This window comes from Insolitispirillum peregrinum (assembly GCF_900156605.1).
Classification (GTDB): Bacteria; Pseudomonadota; Alphaproteobacteria; order Rhodospirillales; family Rhodospirillaceae; genus Insolitispirillum; species Insolitispirillum peregrinum.
Genome location: NZ_FTOA01000001.1, coordinates 537,350 through 554,360, shown reverse-complemented (window position 1 = coordinate 554,360; position 17,011 = coordinate 537,350). Strand labels below are relative to the sequence as shown.

The 17,011-nt window shown below is 60.2% G+C and carries 20 protein-coding genes and 1 tRNA gene; 9 read left to right on the top strand and 12 right to left on the bottom strand.

Features of this window, described 5'->3' with window-relative positions; all coding sequences use genetic code 11:
- Window positions 1–102 precede the first annotated feature (102 nt).
- The gene (locus BW995_RS02325) at window positions 103–528 is read right to left on the bottom strand and encodes a hemerythrin domain-containing protein (protein WP_076398503.1); all 426 of its coding nucleotides are present in this window, start codon (window positions 526–528) and stop codon (window positions 103–105) included.
- A 94-nt stretch (window positions 529–622) separates the two neighbouring features.
- Between BW995_RS02325 and BW995_RS02320 the strand changes: the two genes are divergently transcribed.
- Window positions 623–979, top strand: coding sequence for a (2Fe-2S) ferredoxin domain-containing protein (locus BW995_RS02320; protein WP_076398502.1), 357 nt, complete (start codon window positions 623–625; stop codon window positions 977–979).
- 162 nt (window positions 980–1,141) lie between these two features.
- Window positions 1,142–1,327, top strand: a complete 186-nt coding sequence (locus BW995_RS02315; RefSeq protein WP_076398500.1) for a hypothetical protein — start codon at window positions 1,142–1,144, stop codon at window positions 1,325–1,327.
- Between the two features lie 173 nt (window positions 1,328–1,500).
- Here BW995_RS02315 and BW995_RS02310 read toward each other — a convergent pair whose 3' ends face one another.
- From BW995_RS02310 to BW995_RS02270, 9 genes are all read right to left on the bottom strand, one after another.
- Complete coding sequence (locus BW995_RS02310) at window positions 1,501–2,085, bottom strand: hypothetical protein (protein WP_076398499.1); 585 nt, start codon at window positions 2,083–2,085, stop codon at window positions 1,501–1,503.
- 204 nt (window positions 2,086–2,289) lie between these two features.
- A tRNA-Pro gene (locus tag BW995_RS02305) sits at window positions 2,290–2,366 on the bottom strand.
- 196 nt (window positions 2,367–2,562) lie between these two features.
- Complete coding sequence (locus tag BW995_RS02300; RefSeq protein WP_245821215.1) at window positions 2,563–3,033, bottom strand: MerR family transcriptional regulator; 471 nt, start codon at window positions 3,031–3,033, stop codon at window positions 2,563–2,565.
- 11 nt (window positions 3,034–3,044) lie between these two features.
- The gene (locus BW995_RS02295) at window positions 3,045–3,353 is read right to left on the bottom strand and encodes an integration host factor subunit alpha (protein WP_076398496.1); all 309 of its coding nucleotides are present in this window, start codon (window positions 3,351–3,353) and stop codon (window positions 3,045–3,047) included.
- Window positions 3,354–3,508: 155 nt separating this feature from the next.
- On the bottom strand, window positions 3,509–4,480 hold the full coding sequence (locus BW995_RS02290) for a beta-ketoacyl-ACP synthase III (RefSeq protein ID WP_281251118.1): 972 nt from the start codon (window positions 4,478–4,480) through the stop codon (window positions 3,509–3,511).
- Window positions 4,481–4,487: 7 nt separating this feature from the next.
- Window positions 4,488–5,648 carry a phosphate acyltransferase PlsX gene (plsX, locus tag BW995_RS02285; protein ID WP_084194515.1) on the bottom strand — a complete coding sequence of 387 codons (1,161 nt, stop codon included), beginning with the start codon at window positions 5,646–5,648 and terminating at the stop codon, window positions 4,488–4,490.
- A gap of 45 nt (window positions 5,649–5,693) precedes the next feature.
- A complete protein-coding gene (rpmF, locus tag BW995_RS02280) occupies window positions 5,694–5,876 on the bottom strand; it encodes a 50S ribosomal protein L32 (RefSeq protein ID WP_076398492.1) in 183 nt (60 codons plus the stop codon).
- Between the two features lie 78 nt (window positions 5,877–5,954).
- A complete protein-coding gene (locus BW995_RS02275) occupies window positions 5,955–6,530 on the bottom strand; it encodes a YceD family protein (protein WP_076398491.1) in 576 nt (191 codons plus the stop codon).
- 5 nt (window positions 6,531–6,535) lie between these two features.
- Window positions 6,536–7,114, bottom strand: coding sequence for a ubiquinol-cytochrome C chaperone family protein (locus BW995_RS02270; RefSeq protein ID WP_076398489.1), 579 nt, complete (start codon window positions 7,112–7,114; stop codon window positions 6,536–6,538).
- 235 nt (window positions 7,115–7,349) lie between these two features.
- On the opposite strand from BW995_RS02270, the gene BW995_RS02265 reads away from it, so the two are divergent.
- Window positions 7,350–7,868, top strand: a complete 519-nt coding sequence (locus BW995_RS02265; RefSeq protein WP_175616959.1) for an outer membrane protein assembly factor BamE — start codon at window positions 7,350–7,352, stop codon at window positions 7,866–7,868.
- A gap of 39 nt (window positions 7,869–7,907) precedes the next feature.
- On the opposite strand, the gene BW995_RS02260 is transcribed toward BW995_RS02265, so the two are convergent.
- The gene (locus BW995_RS02260) at window positions 7,908–8,657 is read right to left on the bottom strand and encodes an acylneuraminate cytidylyltransferase family protein (protein ID WP_076398488.1); all 750 of its coding nucleotides are present in this window, start codon (window positions 8,655–8,657) and stop codon (window positions 7,908–7,910) included.
- Between the two features lie 144 nt (window positions 8,658–8,801).
- On the bottom strand, window positions 8,802–9,707 hold the full coding sequence (locus tag BW995_RS02255; protein ID WP_217696034.1) for a phosphoglycerate dehydrogenase: 906 nt from the start codon (window positions 9,705–9,707) through the stop codon (window positions 8,802–8,804).
- A gap of 404 nt (window positions 9,708–10,111) precedes the next feature.
- Between BW995_RS02255 and fliF the strand changes: the two genes are divergently transcribed.
- The 6 genes from fliF (at window position 10,112) to flbD (ending at window position 17,004) form a co-directional block, all read left to right on the top strand.
- Window positions 10,112–11,734, top strand: a complete 1,623-nt coding sequence (gene fliF / locus BW995_RS02250) for a flagellar basal-body MS-ring/collar protein FliF (RefSeq protein WP_076398484.1) — start codon at window positions 10,112–10,114, stop codon at window positions 11,732–11,734.
- Window positions 11,735–11,830: 96 nt separating this feature from the next.
- The gene (gene fliG, locus BW995_RS02245; RefSeq protein WP_076398483.1) at window positions 11,831–12,850 is read left to right on the top strand and encodes a flagellar motor switch protein FliG; all 1,020 of its coding nucleotides are present in this window, start codon (window positions 11,831–11,833) and stop codon (window positions 12,848–12,850) included.
- A gap of 149 nt (window positions 12,851–12,999) precedes the next feature.
- Entirely contained in the window at window positions 13,000–14,097 is a 1,098-nt protein-coding gene (locus BW995_RS02240; protein ID WP_076398481.1) for a FliH/SctL family protein, read from the top strand.
- 73 nt (window positions 14,098–14,170) lie between these two features.
- The gene (gene fliN / locus BW995_RS02235) at window positions 14,171–14,524 is read left to right on the top strand and encodes a flagellar motor switch protein FliN (RefSeq protein ID WP_076398479.1); all 354 of its coding nucleotides are present in this window, start codon (window positions 14,171–14,173) and stop codon (window positions 14,522–14,524) included.
- An 18-nt stretch (window positions 14,525–14,542) separates the two neighbouring features.
- Window positions 14,543–15,490, top strand: a complete 948-nt coding sequence (locus tag BW995_RS02230) for a motility protein A (RefSeq protein WP_245821213.1) — start codon at window positions 14,543–14,545, stop codon at window positions 15,488–15,490.
- Window positions 15,491–15,600: 110 nt separating this feature from the next.
- Window positions 15,601–17,004, top strand: a complete 1,404-nt coding sequence (gene flbD, locus BW995_RS02225) for a sigma-54-dependent transcriptional regulator FlbD (RefSeq protein ID WP_076398478.1) — start codon at window positions 15,601–15,603, stop codon at window positions 17,002–17,004.
- The last annotated feature ends 7 nt before the right edge of the window (window positions 17,005–17,011 follow it).

The following is a 17,011-nucleotide window of genomic DNA, read 5'->3' as shown; positions in this document are numbered from 1 at the left end:
TCCCCTCCGACCTGTTACCCTGTAAACCGTACCGTCAAATCAGACTGCGTAAAACCGAAAACCATGCAGCATGATTGTATCACATCCCCGCAGCACAGCCCATCACCGGCCCAGATCGACAACTTTACGGGCCAGATCAAGGATATGCGGATCATCTTCGGTGATTTCCCGCAACAACAGATGCTCGATCACTTCCGTGACTTTCACCCGCACCCCCCAGGACAGTGCCGTCCGTTGGGCCGCTTCGATACTGTCCTGTAAAATTGTCAGCAGGTCACGATGCTCTTGCGCGTGCCCTTTCAGCAAATCCAGATCGAGCCACAGGCGCAGGACATACTCTTCTTCGGCAAAATGCGCCCTTACCCCACGAAGCAAATCGCGGATGTGGGTTTGAAAGCGATGCTCTTCGGCGTCACACGCTGCCAGCCGAACCTCCCCGGAAAGCCAGAGGAGTTCCTGGTGCTGCTTTTCCAGACGGATAAAACTGGCCACTCCATCAGAAAGTCGCGATATCTTTTCTTCAGGCATTGAATGCCCTCACCAGACGTCAGGACTGCCCCTCCTGTCACCTGTGCCCCAGAGTAGCAGCACTCCCCTCTGACTCCATGGAAATTTGACAGACATGACCCCAGAGCAACAGTCGTCGTCCGGTTTTCGCCTGCGCATGATGATCTGCCAAACCCGCAGGATCGGCATCGCCACGGAAAGCTGTGCCCCGCGCGGGGCCGAAGACATGACGCAGGCCTTGCAGCAGGAACTGATCCTGCGCAATCTCGCCCCATGGGTTGAATTGCAGGTTGGCCCGTGCCTGGGGTACTGCTCGCGCGGGCCGAACATGCGTTTGGTTGGGCATCAGCTTTACCACGGTGTCACCCTCGGCAGCCTGAATGACATCTGTAGCGACATCATCGCCATTCTTGCCGCACAGGGAATTACCCCCTCTACGCCGGATTTGACCGAAATCCTTCCCCCCATTTGACAGCGGGGCCATTTGACGACAAGGATCGAAATGGATACGGTGCATGGGCTGCTGGCGATCACTCGTCAGGGCAACAGAGACACATCCGCGTTTTTTCAGCCGCCGACCCGCTTTGCTCACGGAAGGCTCTGACCACGCAACAACAAACACAGGGAGCCTGCCATGACCACCATCGCCGATGTCGGAGCCGACATGCTGCGCGCAGCCGCCAATTTCTTTCGCGCCGTCGGGCAGGAAAACCCCGCCCTCAGCGATCAGATGGACCAGAATGCCGCAGCCTATGACAATGTTGCCACCATGCTGCAACAGGACCCGTCGATGGCCGTTGACGAAGGCTCGATGGCATAGGACGTAAAAGAAAAGCGGGCAGCCCGAGATATCCGGCTGCCCGTTTTAGAGCATTGTGCGAAAAGTGGGAACCGGTTTTCGCAACAACAATGCGACAGAACAAAAGGTTAGAGCAGCGTGCCTGCGTCCGGTTTAACGCACGCTGCTCTAGATCAGTGTGCGTTAACACTGCTCTACGCCACCAGGTTCAGAACCTCAGCTTTCTGAGCATAGGGCGTATCCCCGGTCTGGACCGCTGTCATACTTTGCATGTAGGCCGCCGTCGCCTGACGGGCCGCCTGCAGCAATTGACCACTCCCAATCCAGTCATACCCGTAATACCCCACACCTTGACTAGCGGAAGAGGATGTCGGGCTGACTGTTTCCGCAGCAGAGGATACTCCCTGCTCTTCCGTGCCAGCGTCTTCCGAACTGGCCCCGGCTTCGCTGGTGCTATCCCCAAGCTTGCTCACCGCATCCCGATAGGCCGACGAGGCCCGATCGACAACCGAAAACCCCCCACCACCGGACAGGCGCGACAGCACGTCCTGCAGGCTGGAAAGGGTTGTCGACGACAGCAAAACCGCCTGGAACGTCATTGGCCGATAGGCTTCGGCCTCATCACGACCCCGTCCTTGCGACGGGTTCCCTTGCGAATCTTTTCCGCTGTCGGTCGTACCGGTCTGTGTTATCTGCACCGGTCGAACCGGTGCGACTGCGGCAATGTTATACGTCGCCAGAGGCTGGCGATTCATGATGTCGGATGTAATCTGTTCCATGACCCGTCCAACCTTCTGCTGTACGGCTCAATGCGGAAACCCGCCTAGAGCGATTACCACCATCCTGGTACCCCGTGCGTCTGGCACACTAACATCAATCCGGGCATTGGTCTTGGGCAAAAATGACATAAAACGAAAACGGCGCCCTCAAGAACTGAGGTGCCGTTTTCGTTTTGCGGTTTCCGTTGGGGGAACGGAATTTAGTGGTCGGAGCGGCGGGATTCGAACCCACGACCCCTTGACCCCCAGTCAAGTGCGCTACCAGGCTGCGCTACGCTCCGACCGTGCTCCCCAGTTTCCCGGGCAGGCGCGCAATATATCCAGCGCCTCGCCCTCTGGCAACAACGAAATGCATGTTTCTCAAACTTTTTTTCAAAAAAAAGGGCCGCCAACGCGACCCTTTTCATAACAGCCTCAGCCGTAACACGCCCGCAAAGAAGTGCGGCACCGATTTCGAGCCTTTCAGGCAGACGGCGGTCAATGCACCTTACTCGCCTCGCGCAGCAGTGTGCTGACGATCGACAATTCGGCAATCACCGACTGCACCACACCCTTGACCTGTTCCGGCAGGGCGGCGGCTTCTGATCGCTGCTCCAGCACAGAGATGACATCAGCCGGAGCCGGAGCAGCCCCCTGTTCTTCCATCTCATCGTCGGCATCGATCGGGTCGAGCGGCTTCAGGCCACCTTCACGCAGCAGTTTCTGCACACCCTTGATGGTGAAACCGTCATCATACAACAGGCTGCGAATACGCCGCAGCAAAGCCACGTCTTCCGGGCGATAATAGCGACGCCCACCGCCTCGTTTCATCGGGCGGATCTGGGTGAACTTGGTTTCCCAAAAGCGCAGGACATGCTGAGGAACATCCAGGTCCTCGGCAACCTCGCTGATGGTGCGGAACGCGGACTCCGATTTTGCAGGCCGCCGGGGATCAATGGTTTGTGACATTGCCCTTTCCATTAAGCCTTAGCCTCTTGTCCCGCATTGATCTGCCCTTTGAGCAACTGCGACGGACGAAACACCAGCACGCGGCGGGGGCAAATCGGCACCTCTTCACCGGTTTTGGGATTACGACCAACGCGCTGCCCCTTCTGGCGGACAGAAAAACTGCCGAACGAAGAGATCTTGACGCTTTCACCAGCGGCCAGAGCGTTGGAAATTTCTTCCAGCACCATTTCCAGAAGTTCTGCCGACTCGTTCCGCGACAGCCCAACTTCCTGATAGACCGCTTCACTCAACTGAGCACGGGTAATGGTTTGTTCAGACATGTCGCTCTCGCTTTCAGGAGAAAATCCTAGAATCACGGTAACGCCATGACAGAAATCCGTCAATATCAGTTAGTTGCCAAAGAGTCAGCGAAAGGGGCCAAAATACGCTTTTGGCCCCTGTTTTCAGCTTTGTCGGAAAAAATCGCCTGTGGCGTTTACATGCGGACCAGAGCAGAACCCCAGGTAAAACCGCCCCCCATCGCCTCCAGCAGCACCAGCTGCCCTTTTTGCACCCGGCCATCGCTGACCGCTTCGGCCAGGGCCAGCGGAATCGATGCCGCCGAGGTGTTGGCGTGCCGGTCAACCGTCATCACCACTTTCTCCAGCGCCATACCCAGTTTGCGGGCGGTGCCTTCGATAATGCGGCGATTGGCCTGATGCGGCACCAGCCAGTCGATATCGCCCGGCTGCAATCCGGTCGCCTCAAGGGCCTCTTCAACCACCGAAGCCAGATTGACCACCGCATGGCGGAACACTTCACGGCCATGCATCCGCAACAGGCCGGTGGTCTGGGTCGATGACGGCCCCCCATCGACATACAGCAGCTCGCGGTGACGGCCGTCGGCATGCAGGTGGGTGGTCAGGATACCGCTATCGGCCGACGAACCATCACCCGGCGCGGCCTGAAGGACCACAGCCCCGGCCCCGTCACCGAACAGGACACAGGTTCCCCGGTCTTCCCAGTCGAGAATGCGGGAAAACGTCTCGGCACCGATCACCAGCGCCGTTTTGGCCTGCCCGGCCTTGATGAAATTATCCGCCACCGACAGGGCATAGACAAAGCCCGAGCACACTGCCTGCACGTCAAAGGCCGGGCCGCCGAAGCATCCCAGATTGGCCTGCACGGTGGCGGCGGTAGACGGGAAGGTCCGGTCCGGGGTTGCCGTCGCCAACACGATCAGATCGACGTCGGTCCCGGCAATCCCGGCAGCATCCAGAGCCTTTTGCGCCGCCTTGGTCGCCAGATCAGAGGTCCACTCCCCCTCTGCTGCCATATGGCGCTGACGGATGCCGGTTCTTTCGATGATCCACTCATCGGAAGTATCAACCTTGGCCGCCAGTTCGGCGTTTGTTACCACCCGCTCCGGAAGATAGGAGCCAGTACCAACAATAAGCGAGCGCGTGATCATGACCTTACGACGCCTGGGCCGGTTTCCCGGACTGCGACTCTCCGTTACCGCCCGGAGCTGTCGCCGTTAAGTCTTGTTCTGCCGCGAGGCCCCCACCATCCTCCCCGTCGGCACGGGAAGCAGGTGTGTCCGGGGCGTCTTCGGCACGGCCATGGGAATACAAACGCTGACACTCTTCCTTGATCTTGCTGTTCAGATCATTGGAAATCAGGTTTACCGCCACACCAATGGCATTGGCAAACCCCAGCGCATCCGTACCACCATGACTTTTGACGCAAACGCCATTCAATCCAATGAACATTGCGCCATTATAGCGGCGCGGATCGGTACGTTTGCGCACACTTTCCAGCGCCCGCCGGGCCAGAAGATAGCCGATTTTGGCAACCAGACTGGCCTTGAAGGCATCCTTCAGGAATTGCGAATACAGCTTCGCCGTTCCCTCGGCGGTTTTCAGGGCCACGTTTCCGGTAAAGCCATCGGTGACCACAACGTCAACCGTACCCTTGCCGATATCGTCCCCTTCGACGAATCCGTAATAATCCATGGTGCCGAGTTTTTGCTCGCGCAGGATCGTCGCGGCCTGACGCAGAGAGTCAGTCCCCTTCAAATCTTCGGAGCCGATGTTCAGCAAACCCACAGACGGCCGGTCAATACCCAACAGGGTGCGCGAAAAGACTTCGCCCATCACTGCGAATTCGACCAGATTGTTGGCAGCGCATTCCGTATTTGCACCCAGGTCAAGCATGACGCTTTCCCCCCGGATGGTCGGAAGCAATGTTGCGATGGCAGGCCGATCAATGCCTGGCAACGTACGGAGGCTCAATTTTGCCATGGCCATCAAGGCACCGGTGTTGCCAGCAGACACGATGCCTGCGGCTTCACCGTCTTTAACTGCCTTGATCGCAAGCCACATGCTCGATTGGCGGCCCTGACGAACCGCCTGTGAAGGCTTGGCATCGCCGGTTACCACATCCGGCGCATGCCGGATGGTGCAAACCTTGCGAAGCTTTTTCTTCAACAGGGGAGCAAGACGCGCTTCGTCACCGAACAGCAGGAAATGCACGTTCGGATGGCGTTTCCGCGCAATCTTGACACCCTTGAGCACCATTTTGGGGGCGGCATCGCCCCCCATGGCATCGAGCGCGAGAACGAGCGGAGCGCTCAAAGCACTTTCCCCTCAGTAGAACGCGACCGAAGCGGAAACCGTCAATTAGACGGCTTCCGCTGCCACCACTTCACGACCATCGTAGTGACCGCAGGACGGGCACACATGGTGCGGACGCTTCAGCTCGCCGCAGTTCTTGCACTCAGCGTGAGCGCCAGCCGAAACGGCGTGGTGCGAACGACGCATGTCGCGACGGGACTTGGAAACTTTCTTCTTGGGAACAGCCATTTTCCACTACTCTCAGTTCTGGCGTGACCGGAAAGGCAGCCTTATTAAACAAAAACCCTTCGGTGCGCAACCATTGCCTTACGATTTTGGCATCTTTCCTGTGCGCAAAGACGACAAAACGGCAAAAGGACTCGTTTGAGCCGGATCAGACACCGCCGCAGGCAGAGTAAACTCCGCCCCCGGAGCGCGAGGGAAAGGGTCGATCCCCAGCGCCAGTTGCTCGACCACCACCGCGCCGAGATCGACGTGACCGTCAATGATCGGCTCGGGAGGTTCGGCCCCATCGGGCTCCAACTCCAACTCGGCACCGGGACTTACCTCTTCGGCGACCGAATTGAAAGAGAAAACACGCTCGACCTCTTCATTTATATCCGATTCCACCGGAACCAGAGTCACTCCGCAGGTCTGCGTCACGTGCGCGTCCACCGTTCCGGTGACCCGGACCAGCTCTCCACCGGCGAACGGCTTGACAGTAAGCTTTGCGCTTAACCGGGTCAATCCGTCGAGCGAAAGGTACCGGGCAACGGCGGCACATTCATCCGTTGACAGGGCAAGTTTCACCACGCGCCCTTCGCCCGGCAGACGCTCGACCGGATAGGGGTGGGTAAAGGGCAGCGGAGCCTCGGGGGCTCCGGTCAGGTCGGGATCAGTCATCCCCGTTACTCCTGCGGGTCAGAGGGACGCCCAGCGGCGGGCGGGGCCAGGAAACCGGCCAGCGGGGCAAAGGTCATCGTTCCCTGCCCCAAAGCCTGATAGTCCTGCTGCGCCAGCAGCTCGGCAGAGCGACGCACATAGGCCGCAATGGCAGCCACCTGCCACGGCTCGGGCTCGCTTTTGCGATACAGATTGCGGGTCAGGGCAGCGATCAGGGTTTCCTCATCGCCCTGCAACCCCTCTTCGTAGGCAGCAGCACGCCCGTAATAGGCCTTTGCCATCCGCTTGACATGCTTGCCGACGCTCAGATCCCCCACGCCCATTTCGCGCAGGTTCCGGTCCATGTCGGCGAACATGATGTCAAACAGGAACTGCGCCGTCGGCGGACCGTCATCCGGCTGCCCCTGAACGCGCCGGATCACCAGCGCCGCATGCAGGGCAATCATGTCAAAACGGCCATCCACGGTATCGGCGATCCCCAGATGGAGGTAAAACTCCGGCTGGCGCGACTGGGCAACCAGCGCCCCGTACAGGGCATAGGCAGCCTGCTCGCGCTGACGGCGTTTAAAAAAACCAAAAACCACGCGTATCCTTTCACCGGAACCACGGGGGCACCACGGGCATGCGCCCGATCCCCTTGCCGGTTCATTCTGTCGCTGTTGGCTATGATGTATGCTTTTCCGCCAGCAGGGGCAATCACCCTTTTGCCACCATACTTCCCTTTACCCGGCAAGCAGGCTATATAACACGACAGATGTTCATTCGGGCCACCGGCAACGGCCCCGGCCCGCCCTTCTGGTAAGGACACAAGAGACTGCGATGACGAACCGTGCTTGCGATGCCCGCCCTTCGCGCCGTTCTGGTCTTATGACCCTGTGCGCCCGCGTTCTGGTCGCTGCGACCCTTGCCGTTGGCGTCACCGCCTGTTCCGCCCCCGAGGTCCAGACACGCGGCAACATTCCGACCGCCAAAAAGATCGCCGAGATCGAACCGGGCAGCACCACCCGTCCGCAGGTCGAAAGCCTGCTGGGCACCCCGTCAACCACCTCGCTGTTCGACAATGGCGAAACGTGGTTCTACATGGGGGCCTATACCCAGCAGTACGCCTATCACGCGACCGAAGAACTGGAACGCCACATCCTCGCCGTTTCGTTCGATCAGAACGGCGTGGTTTCTCAGGTCAAGGCCCTGAACAAGGATGACGGCAGCGAAATGACCCTGGTCGAGCGCAAGACCCCAACTGCGGGCAACGAGCTGACCCTGATGGAACAGCTGCTGGGTAACGTTGGTCGTTTCAGCAACGAAAACACCGGCGGCAAGGGCGTCACCCGCAAATAAGCCGAAGGGGCGGAAACTCTCCCGCCCCTCCCCTTACCATCAGGCATCAACAGGCTGGCCCGGCGCCCAGAAGACTGGCGCTTTGGCACCATGTTCCTGTTGCTGCCGACGGGCCAGCAGCAGGGCCTCGCACAGCAGGAAATCGCCTTCATCGCTGACCTTTGCCGCCTGCAACACCGGCAACCGGTACAGCAAACGACGCGAGCCCCACACCCCGAAGCCGAAACGCTGATAGCGGTCCAGAAATGCGGGAGCATCCCAGATGCTGACCGCCCAGTTCAGCACTGCCACTTCGGGGTTTTCCTGACTGGGCCGCAAGCCCTCCTCAACCGACACATTGACCGGCTTGCCTTCGCAAAAGGTCTGCATGTGGGTCATCGACGCCGCAATCAGGGTATCAACACCATCAGCCTCGCGCGCCTGCCGATAGGCCTGCAAAGCCTGTTCGATATCCTGCGCGGTAATCAGCGGACAGACCGGATTGATCATCACCAGCGTCTGGGGCTGAAGCGTGCTGATGATTTCGGCGTTGAAATCATCACTCCCGGCCTCGTCCACCGCCAGATGCGGCGGGCGGTGATGCACCTTTGCCCCCAGAGCCTCCCCCAAGGCCGCCATATCGGCATCATCGGTATTGACGTAAACCGCATCCAGCCCGCTCGCCAGCAAGGCTTCCCGCACGGCATAGGACATCATCGGCTGCCCGGCCATCAAACGCAGGTTCTTTTTGGGAACCCGCTTGCTGCCCCCCCGTGCCGGAATATGGGCGATGGTTCCGCTGAAGTTCATGACTGATACTCCTCACCGTTCCTAGAGCATTTTCCGTTCTCTCCAGATCACTTCAAATGCTCTAATATTTTGTATTTTCAGCAAATACGTCGTCGCAGATGGAGCCATCTGCTCGGGATTTGCTCTAGTGTCGTTCACAGCCGCTCACATCCCCGGCAGCGGAGGCTGCGGCGCCCCCGAGGCAAACGCCTTCAGGTGGTCAATGGCACTATACCCCATCGCCAGCACCGCCTGATGGGCATTTCCGCCGATATGGGGGGTGCAGATCAGGTTTGGCAAAGCCAGAAAGTCCAGATCCTGTGGCGGTTCAGGATCATAAACATCCAGAGCCGCCCCTCCCAGATGGCCGCTGATCAGCGCCGCCTTCAGCGCCGCCTGCTCGACAATCGGGCCTCGGGCGGTATTGATCAGGATAGCCCCCGGCTTCATCGCCGCCAAGGTCTGTCCGTTGACCAGATGATGGGTCAACGGCGTCAGCGGCGTGTGCACGGTCATGACATCGGCGTCACGCCAGATGGTTTCCAGCGCCACCTGTTCCAGCCCGTGATCGCGGCAATAATCCTGCTGATCGACAATGTCATTGACCAGAATCCGGCAGCCGAACGGAGCCAGCAGCGCCGCCACATCCTTGCCAATGTGCCCAAGACCAATGATGCCGACGGTACTGCCCGACAGCTGGACACCCCCCTGCTTGAGCCATTGTCCCTCTGCCAGCAGGCGGGAGGTGCGGGTCATGTTGCGGGTCAGCCCCAGCATCATCCCCAGCACCAGCTCGGCGACGGACCGACGATTCACGCCGGGCGTCCAGCCGACATAAACCCCGCGTCGCCGGGCGGCCGGCACATCAACATTGTCCAGCCCCACCCCATATTTACAAACGGCCCGCAAGCGGGGCAGCCGTTCGAGAACCCAGTCGGAAACAGGATCAAGCCCGACGATCGCCGCATCGGCGTCCGCCAGAAAGTCCACCACTCCGGCCGGGTCCAGCTCGCCCATTTCCGCCTGACGAAAGTCACAGTCCGGAAAGGCCGCCCGCAGGGCTGCAACCAACTCCGGGGTTCGGGAGAAAGACTTTGTTGTCACCTTTACGCGCATTTCTTGCTTGTTCCATCACCAGTTCCGTGATCACCCGGCATAGTCTGATCAAGAAAGGTTAAAAAGCAGTCCCTTTGCCCTCGACTTTATAATGGAACCTCAGGCAAAACAGCACAGAGAGATCTTCCCTCAAAAGAAACCGCCTGTTAGGGTTGCACCTGCGAAATGTATAGGGTATCCAGTTCGATCCCGGCAGAGCGCCTGAGGGAAACGGTTGAAAATGTCGGCAATTTTTGCCCACCGTTAACGTCTTCTTCATTCGGTAGCGTTAGCTTCCGGTACTGTAATGGTTTCATGCCCTTCGTGGCTTTTGCGGACTGCCCGCAGGTCAGGAACGGTGTTTGGCGGGGTGACAGTCCGTGAATTCGTTCGTTCAGCAGCTTCGCAATCTGGGGCCGTCCCGTCTCGCCGCTCTTGGTGGTGTTGGCGTCGGCCTGCTGGCGTTCATCATTTACTTCGCCACCCGCTTTTCATCGCCGCCGATGGAGCTGCTGTACGGCGATCTGCAAACCAGCGATTCCAAGGCGATCATCAGCGAGCTTGATTCGCGCAAGATCCCCTACGAAATCAAGTCGAACGGTGCCCAGATTTTTGTTCCCGGCGATCAGGTGCAGAAACTGCGCGTCCAGATGGCAGAAAAGGCCCTGCCGATGAGCGGGACCGTTGGCTACGAAGTCTTTGACAAGATGGATAGCCTGTCGGCCACCAACTTCATGCAGAACATCAACCTGATCCGCGCCACCGAAGGCGAGCTGGCCCGGACCATCCGGTCCATCGACGGCGTCAAGGCGGCCCGCGTGCATCTGGTGATGCCCAAGCGTGAAATGTTCACCCGCGAAACCCAGGAACCGTCGGCGGCGGTTTACATCAAGATGGACCGTGGCCGCCTGAGCAAGGAACAGGTGCTGGCGGTTCAAAACCTGATTGCCGCCTCGGTCCCCAAGCTGAAGCCGTCGAAGATTTCGATTGTTGATGAACGCGGGACCCTGCTGTCCTCGGGCGTTGGCGATGACGCCTCGGCCACGCTGGCGACGCAGGAAGAAATGCGCCTGCACGAAGAAATGCGCCTGTCCCGTGCGGTCGAACAGCTGCTGGAAAGCGTGCTCGGGCCGGGGAAGGTTCGTGCCGAGGTCCGCGCCGACATGGCCTTTGACAAGACCGTCACCAATCAGGAAATCTACGACCCCGATGGTCAGGTTGCCCGTTCGACCGTGACGCGGGAAAACGGCTCGCAGACCTCGGAAAACCAGCCCGACGCGGTCAGCGTGTCCCAGAACCTGCCGAACGCGCAGGTCAACAACACCGGCTCGCAGGCCACCAGCCGCGAGAACGGCACCGAAGAAACCACCAACTTCGAAATCTCGCGCAAGGTCATCAACAAGGTCAACGAGGCCCCGACCATCAACCGCCTGTCGGTGGCGGTTCTGGTCGACGGTGTCTATCAGACCGATGCGCAGGGCAACAAGGTTTACGGCCCGCGTCCCGAAGCGGAAATGGACAAGCTGTCGGCCCTCGTCCGTTCGGCAATCGGCTATGATGCCAACCGTGGCGATCAGGTCGAGCTGGTGAACATGCAGTTCAACGCTCTGGGCGACATCGAAGTCCCCGAGCCGTGGATGTTCATGGGCTTCACCAAGGAAGAAGTCATGCGCATGGCCGAAGGCCTGGGCGTGGCGATCGTCGCGGTGCTGGTCATCCTGCTGGTGGTGCGCCCGCTGGTGTCGCGTGCCTTTGACGGTGCCAACTCTGCCGACGCCAAGCTGATGGGCCCCGATGGCACCCTGACCCCGCAGCTGACCGGCCCCGGTGGCGTTCCGGCACCGATCCCCGAGGAAGAAGACCTGTCCGACGAACTGATCGACATCGACAAGGTCGAAGGCCGCGTCAAGGCGTCGTCCCTGCGCAAGATCGGCGAAATCGTCGAAAAGCATCCGGAAGAGGCTTTGTCGATCATCCGCAATTGGCTATACCAGGAAACGTAATCACCGTCTCGATCGGGGGCCCCAGCGGCCCCCTTTGGAGCTTTCCGCAGACCGTGCCCCGTCCGCCGATGACGACAGACCAAGGAGGCCATGCCCATGGGCCGCATTAAGGAAGACTACCGCAGCCTGACTGGCCCGCAAAAAGCCGCCATCATGATGCTGTCACTGGGCGAAGAGCATTCGGTCAAAATCTTTTCCATGATGGAAGACGAGGAGATCAAGGAGATCTCCCAGATCATGGCAAATCTTGGCACGGTTAGCTCTGCGATTGTTGAACGACTGTTCGTTGAATTCGCTGACGCCATCTCCAATACCGGCTCGCTGGTCGGTTCGTACGACACCACCGAACGTCTCCTGATGCGATCCCTGCCCAAAGACCGGGTGGAAAGCATCATGGAAGAAATCCGTGGTCCGGCTGGCCGCACCATGTGGGACAAGCTGGGGAACGTCAACGAACAGGTGCTGGCCAACTACCTGAAAAACGAATACCCGCAGACCGTTGCGGTGGTGCTGTCCAAGATCAAGGGTGATCACGGTGCCCGCGTCCTGTCGCTGTTGCCCGAAGGCTTTGCGATGGAAGTCATCATGCGCATGCTGCACATGGAAGCCGTGCAGAAGGAAGTGCTCGATGGCGTCGAAAAGACCCTGCGCACCGAATTCATGTCGAACCTCGCCCGTACCGCCCGCCGCGATGCGCACGAGATGATGGCCGACATCTTCAACAACCTTGATCGCAACACCGAAGCCCGCTTCATGGGTGCCCTCGAAGAGCGCAACCGCGAAAGCGCGGAAAAGATCAAACAGCTCATGTTCACCTTCGAGGATCTCAGCCGCCTGGACTCGCAGGGTGTACAGACACTGCTGCGGCATGTCGAAAAGGACAAGCTGGGCATGGCCCTGAAGGGGGCCTCGGACACCCTCAAGGACATGTTCTTCAAGAACATGTCCGAACGCGCCGGCAAAATGCTGCGCGAAGACATGGAAGCAATGGGCCCGGTGCGTCTGCGCGAAGTCGACGAAGCGCAAAACGTCATTGTGGTGTTGGCCAAGGAACTGGCAAACTCCGGGCAGATTGTTATCTCCGAAGGCAAGGACGACGACGAGCTCGTTTATTAAGGTTCGCGTCATCAGGCATTTTCGGGTGGTCGGAATGGCACCCCCGCGATCAGCGTCAGAGCGGGAAACAGCCCCTGTTTTCTGTTCTGGCGCTGCACTTATCACGGGCCTGCCGCTCCCCTGGCATAGCCTTCAGCATGTGAGGGACCATGGCAAGCGTTCGCAAATTCACCTTCGATCTGCGCTTTGACGAAGACGACGGCAACGGAGCGCCAGCCGCACGGCGGCCGGAGCGCACGATTGCGGCCCCGCCGCCGCCCCCACCGCCTCCGCCGCCGCCCGAGCCGGAACCGGTGGAGCCCGCTGGCCCGCCGCTGATCTATAGCGAAGAAGACATGGAAGTCGCCCGCGAGGAGGCCTATGTCGCCGGTCACATGCGCGCCCTCGAGGAAGCCCAGGCCGCAACCGAACAGGCGATGGCCAGCGCCATGATGGCCTGCCGGGATTCCCTCGGCGGACTGATGCCCGGCATCACCGCCAGTACGGATCAGCTGGCCGAACTGGCCTCGCAGGTTGCGGCGGAAATCTGTCGCAAGCTGTTGCCCCATACCAGCGAAAAATACGCCATCCAGGAAATCTGCGCTCTGGTTCGCAGCCTGATGCCGAACCTGATCGGTCAACCGCGCCTGTTGGTCCGCGTCCACCCGGACCTGATCAACGGCCTGCGCGAACCGCTGGACAACATCGCCCTGCGCTCCGGCTTTGAGGGCAAGGTGGTGATTCTGGAAGGCGAGAACATGGCGCTGTCCGACGCTCGCGTCGAATGGCCAGACGGCGGTGCCGAACGCAACACCACCCGCCTGTGGGGTGAAATCGACGAACTGATCGAGCGCAATATCCCGCACTTCACCCGGGACGAAGCGCTGGAGCTGCCCGATGATGGTCAGAACAAGGCATCATCCCTGCGTGATGAGCCGTCGCCATGGCCGGGCATGGACGACCAGGCCCTCTGGTCTCCCCCCAGCCCGCACGATGACTTGCAGATTGCCCCCCTGCCAGCCTTCCATTCGTCTCCGGCAGAGCAGGCTGCATCCGGCAACGACACCTTCAGCGAAGATGATTTCAGCGAGGCAATTCTGGCCAACCTCGGCTTCGGCCCCGCCGACGAAAGCGAAGATTTCAACGACGGGTTCCCCGATCTGGACGGTGACCTCGCCCTTACACCCGAACAGGAAGCCGAACTGGCCGCGCTGGACGCCAGCCTGACCGATGAAAAGACTGCCGCCATCGACGGTGAGCAGTCCTGAGGTTTGCAGTTTCGCTTCCCCATGACACATGCCAGCCGGGCCACCTCGTCCCGGTCCCGCAAAGGAGTACACAATGGCCGACAAGGATTTTAATCTGAACGATCTGAATGCCGGGGGCGGCAAGTCCGATGACCATTACGAGCCCCTGAATCCGGATGCGGTTCCTGACAAACCCCGCTCGGCAGCCGACCTCGAAGCTGTGTACGACATTCCGGTGCAGGTGTCTGCGGTGCTGGGCAAGTCGCACATGCAGGTTAACCAGCTGCTGAAGCTGGGCCGTGGCGCGGTGGTCGAACTCGACCGCAAGGTGGGCGAGGCGATTGACATTTACGTCAACAACCGTCTGGTCGCCCGTGGTGAAGTGGTGGTTGTCGAAGACCGCCTTGGCATCACCATGACGGAAATCATCAAGACGGAGCGGTCATAACCGCCAGCCAAGAGTACCATGATGGATAACGGCTCGGATTTCGATATTGGCCTGACCTCAGGCTCCCGCCCCTCGGAAAGCTCGTCCCGACCGTCGGCGTCAGGAAAGGGCAGGCCGGAGGGCGGCGTGCCACCGGGAGCCCCCCACGGCATCCCCCCCCGGAATCCGTGGGATCTGGGGGGAAGCCAGACAGTGGTTGACCGGGCCACCCCCATCGGCATGGCAGCAGGTGGCGTACTGTTGTTGCTGGCGATCCTGCTCGGCGGATCGCCGCTGGCGTTCCTGAACATCCCGTCGATCCTGATCGTTTTTGGTGGCGTCGCTGCGGTGACCGTCTCCAGCTTTTCATGGTCGGACATCAAGGGCAGCTGGCCCGCCATCCGCTGCGCCGTCACCTATCGCCGCCGCGATCCGCACGAAGCGGCCATGCATGTGCTGGAAATCGCCGACTACGCCCGCCATTACGGCCTGTTGCGCCTGCAGGGCACCGTGCACCACAGCGCCAATGGCGAGCCGTTGCTGTTTAATGGTTTGCAGCATGTGATTGATGCCATGCCGGTGCAGGAAGTCGAACAGGTCCTGCGCACCCACAGTGCCGCCCGCGCCTATCGCCATGGTCGGGCCACCAGCATGCTGCGCCGGGCGGCGGATGTCGCACCGGCCATGGGGTTGATCGGGACACTGGTCGGTCTGGTGCAGATGCTGGGGGCGCTTGATGATCCGACTTCGATCGGTCCGGGAATGGCCGTTGCCCTGTTGACCACCCTGTACGGGGCCTGTCTCGCCCATCTGGTGCTGTCACCTCTGGCAGCGAAACTGGAACGGAATTCCGCCGAAGAGTCCCTGCTGGACGAGGTTTACATCCTGGGGGTTACCTCGGTCGGGCGGAAAGACAACCCCCGCCGCCTTGAAATGCAGCTCAACAGCATCCTGCCCCCCACACAGCGCGTTCATTTTTACGATTGATTTACGGCAGATTTACCTCTGCCCCTGTACAACAGTTCAAAAGGGATCGGCGCAGCAGGGGAAAATGATCACCCGCTGTCGGTCCCATGGTGTGGTGGGAGAGATACGGGATGCGTTTGTTAATCATCGGCAGCCTCGGTGGTCAGATTGGCGCAGCCAGTCAGATTGCCATGCGCCGGGGCGCAAAAGTCACGCAAGCCGACGATGTGGACGGCGCGCTGTCTTTGTTGCGCTCGGGGGCTGGCGCCGATCTGGTGATGATCGATGTGACGCTGGACGTCCATGCCTTCATCTCCAGCCTCGACGCTGAACGTATTGCCGTGCCCGTCGTTGCCTGTGGCGTCAGCACCGATACCCGCGCCGCCGTGGCCGCAATCCGTGCCGGTGCCAAGGAATACGTCCCCCTGCCCCCGGACCCCGATCTGATCGCCGCAGTGCTGGAAGCGGTGGCGCGACAGGATCTGGACATCATTTTCCGCGATTCCGCCATGGATCGCGTGCTGCAAATCGCCGATCAGGTGGCCCCGTCCGAGGCTGGCATCCTGATTATCGGAGAGTCCGGGACCGGCAAGGAACTGATGGCCCGCCACATCCACCAGCGATCCAAGCGGGCAGAGAAGGTCTTCGTGGCGGTCAATTGCGCCGCCATCCCCGAGAACCTGCTGGAATCCGAGCTGTTTGGCCACGAAAAAGGCGCTTTCACCGGGGCCGTCGCCCGCCGGATTGGCCGTTTTGAAGAAGCCGACGGCGGCACCCTGCTGCTGGATGAAATCTCGGAAATGGATGTGCGCCTGCAGGCCAAATTGCTGCGCGCCATTCAGGAAAAGGAGATCACCCGCGTCGGCGGTAACCAGCCGGTGAAGGTCAACGTCCGCATTCTGGCGACATCCAACCGCAATCTGCAGGAAGAATCCCGCAAGGGCACGTTCCGCGAAGACCTGTATTTCCGCCTGAACGTGGTCACCATCACCCTGCCTCCCCTGCGCGATCGCCCACAGGATGTAGCGGTGCTGGCCGAACACTTTGCCGCCAAATACGCCGAACTGAACGGGCTGCCGTTGCGCAAGATTTCCCCCGAAGCCCTACGTCTGCTGCAACGTCATACCTGGCGCGGCAACGTGCGCGAGCTGGAAAACACCATCCACCGGGCAACCCTGCTCGCTTCAGGGCCGGACATTGGCCCCGAAGCCATCCTGCTGACCGATGATCAGGGCAATCCGATCATGCCCGGAGCCTTTGCCGCCGTCCCGATGTCCCATTCCCCGCTGATTGATCACGCCTTTGGCACGGTCCAGATCGCCGGGGAAAGCGCGACCGGTTCACTGGTCGGCCGCACGGTGGCCGATGTCGAACGCGACCTGATCATCGACACCCTGCGCCATACGATCGGCAACCGGACCCATGCGGCAAATATTCTGGGAATTTCGATCCGCACGCTGCGCAACAAATTAAAGCTGTACTCTGAACAGGGATTCAGTGTTCCTCCCCCGGGGGAAGCGGACAGTACCGCCTGATCCATCT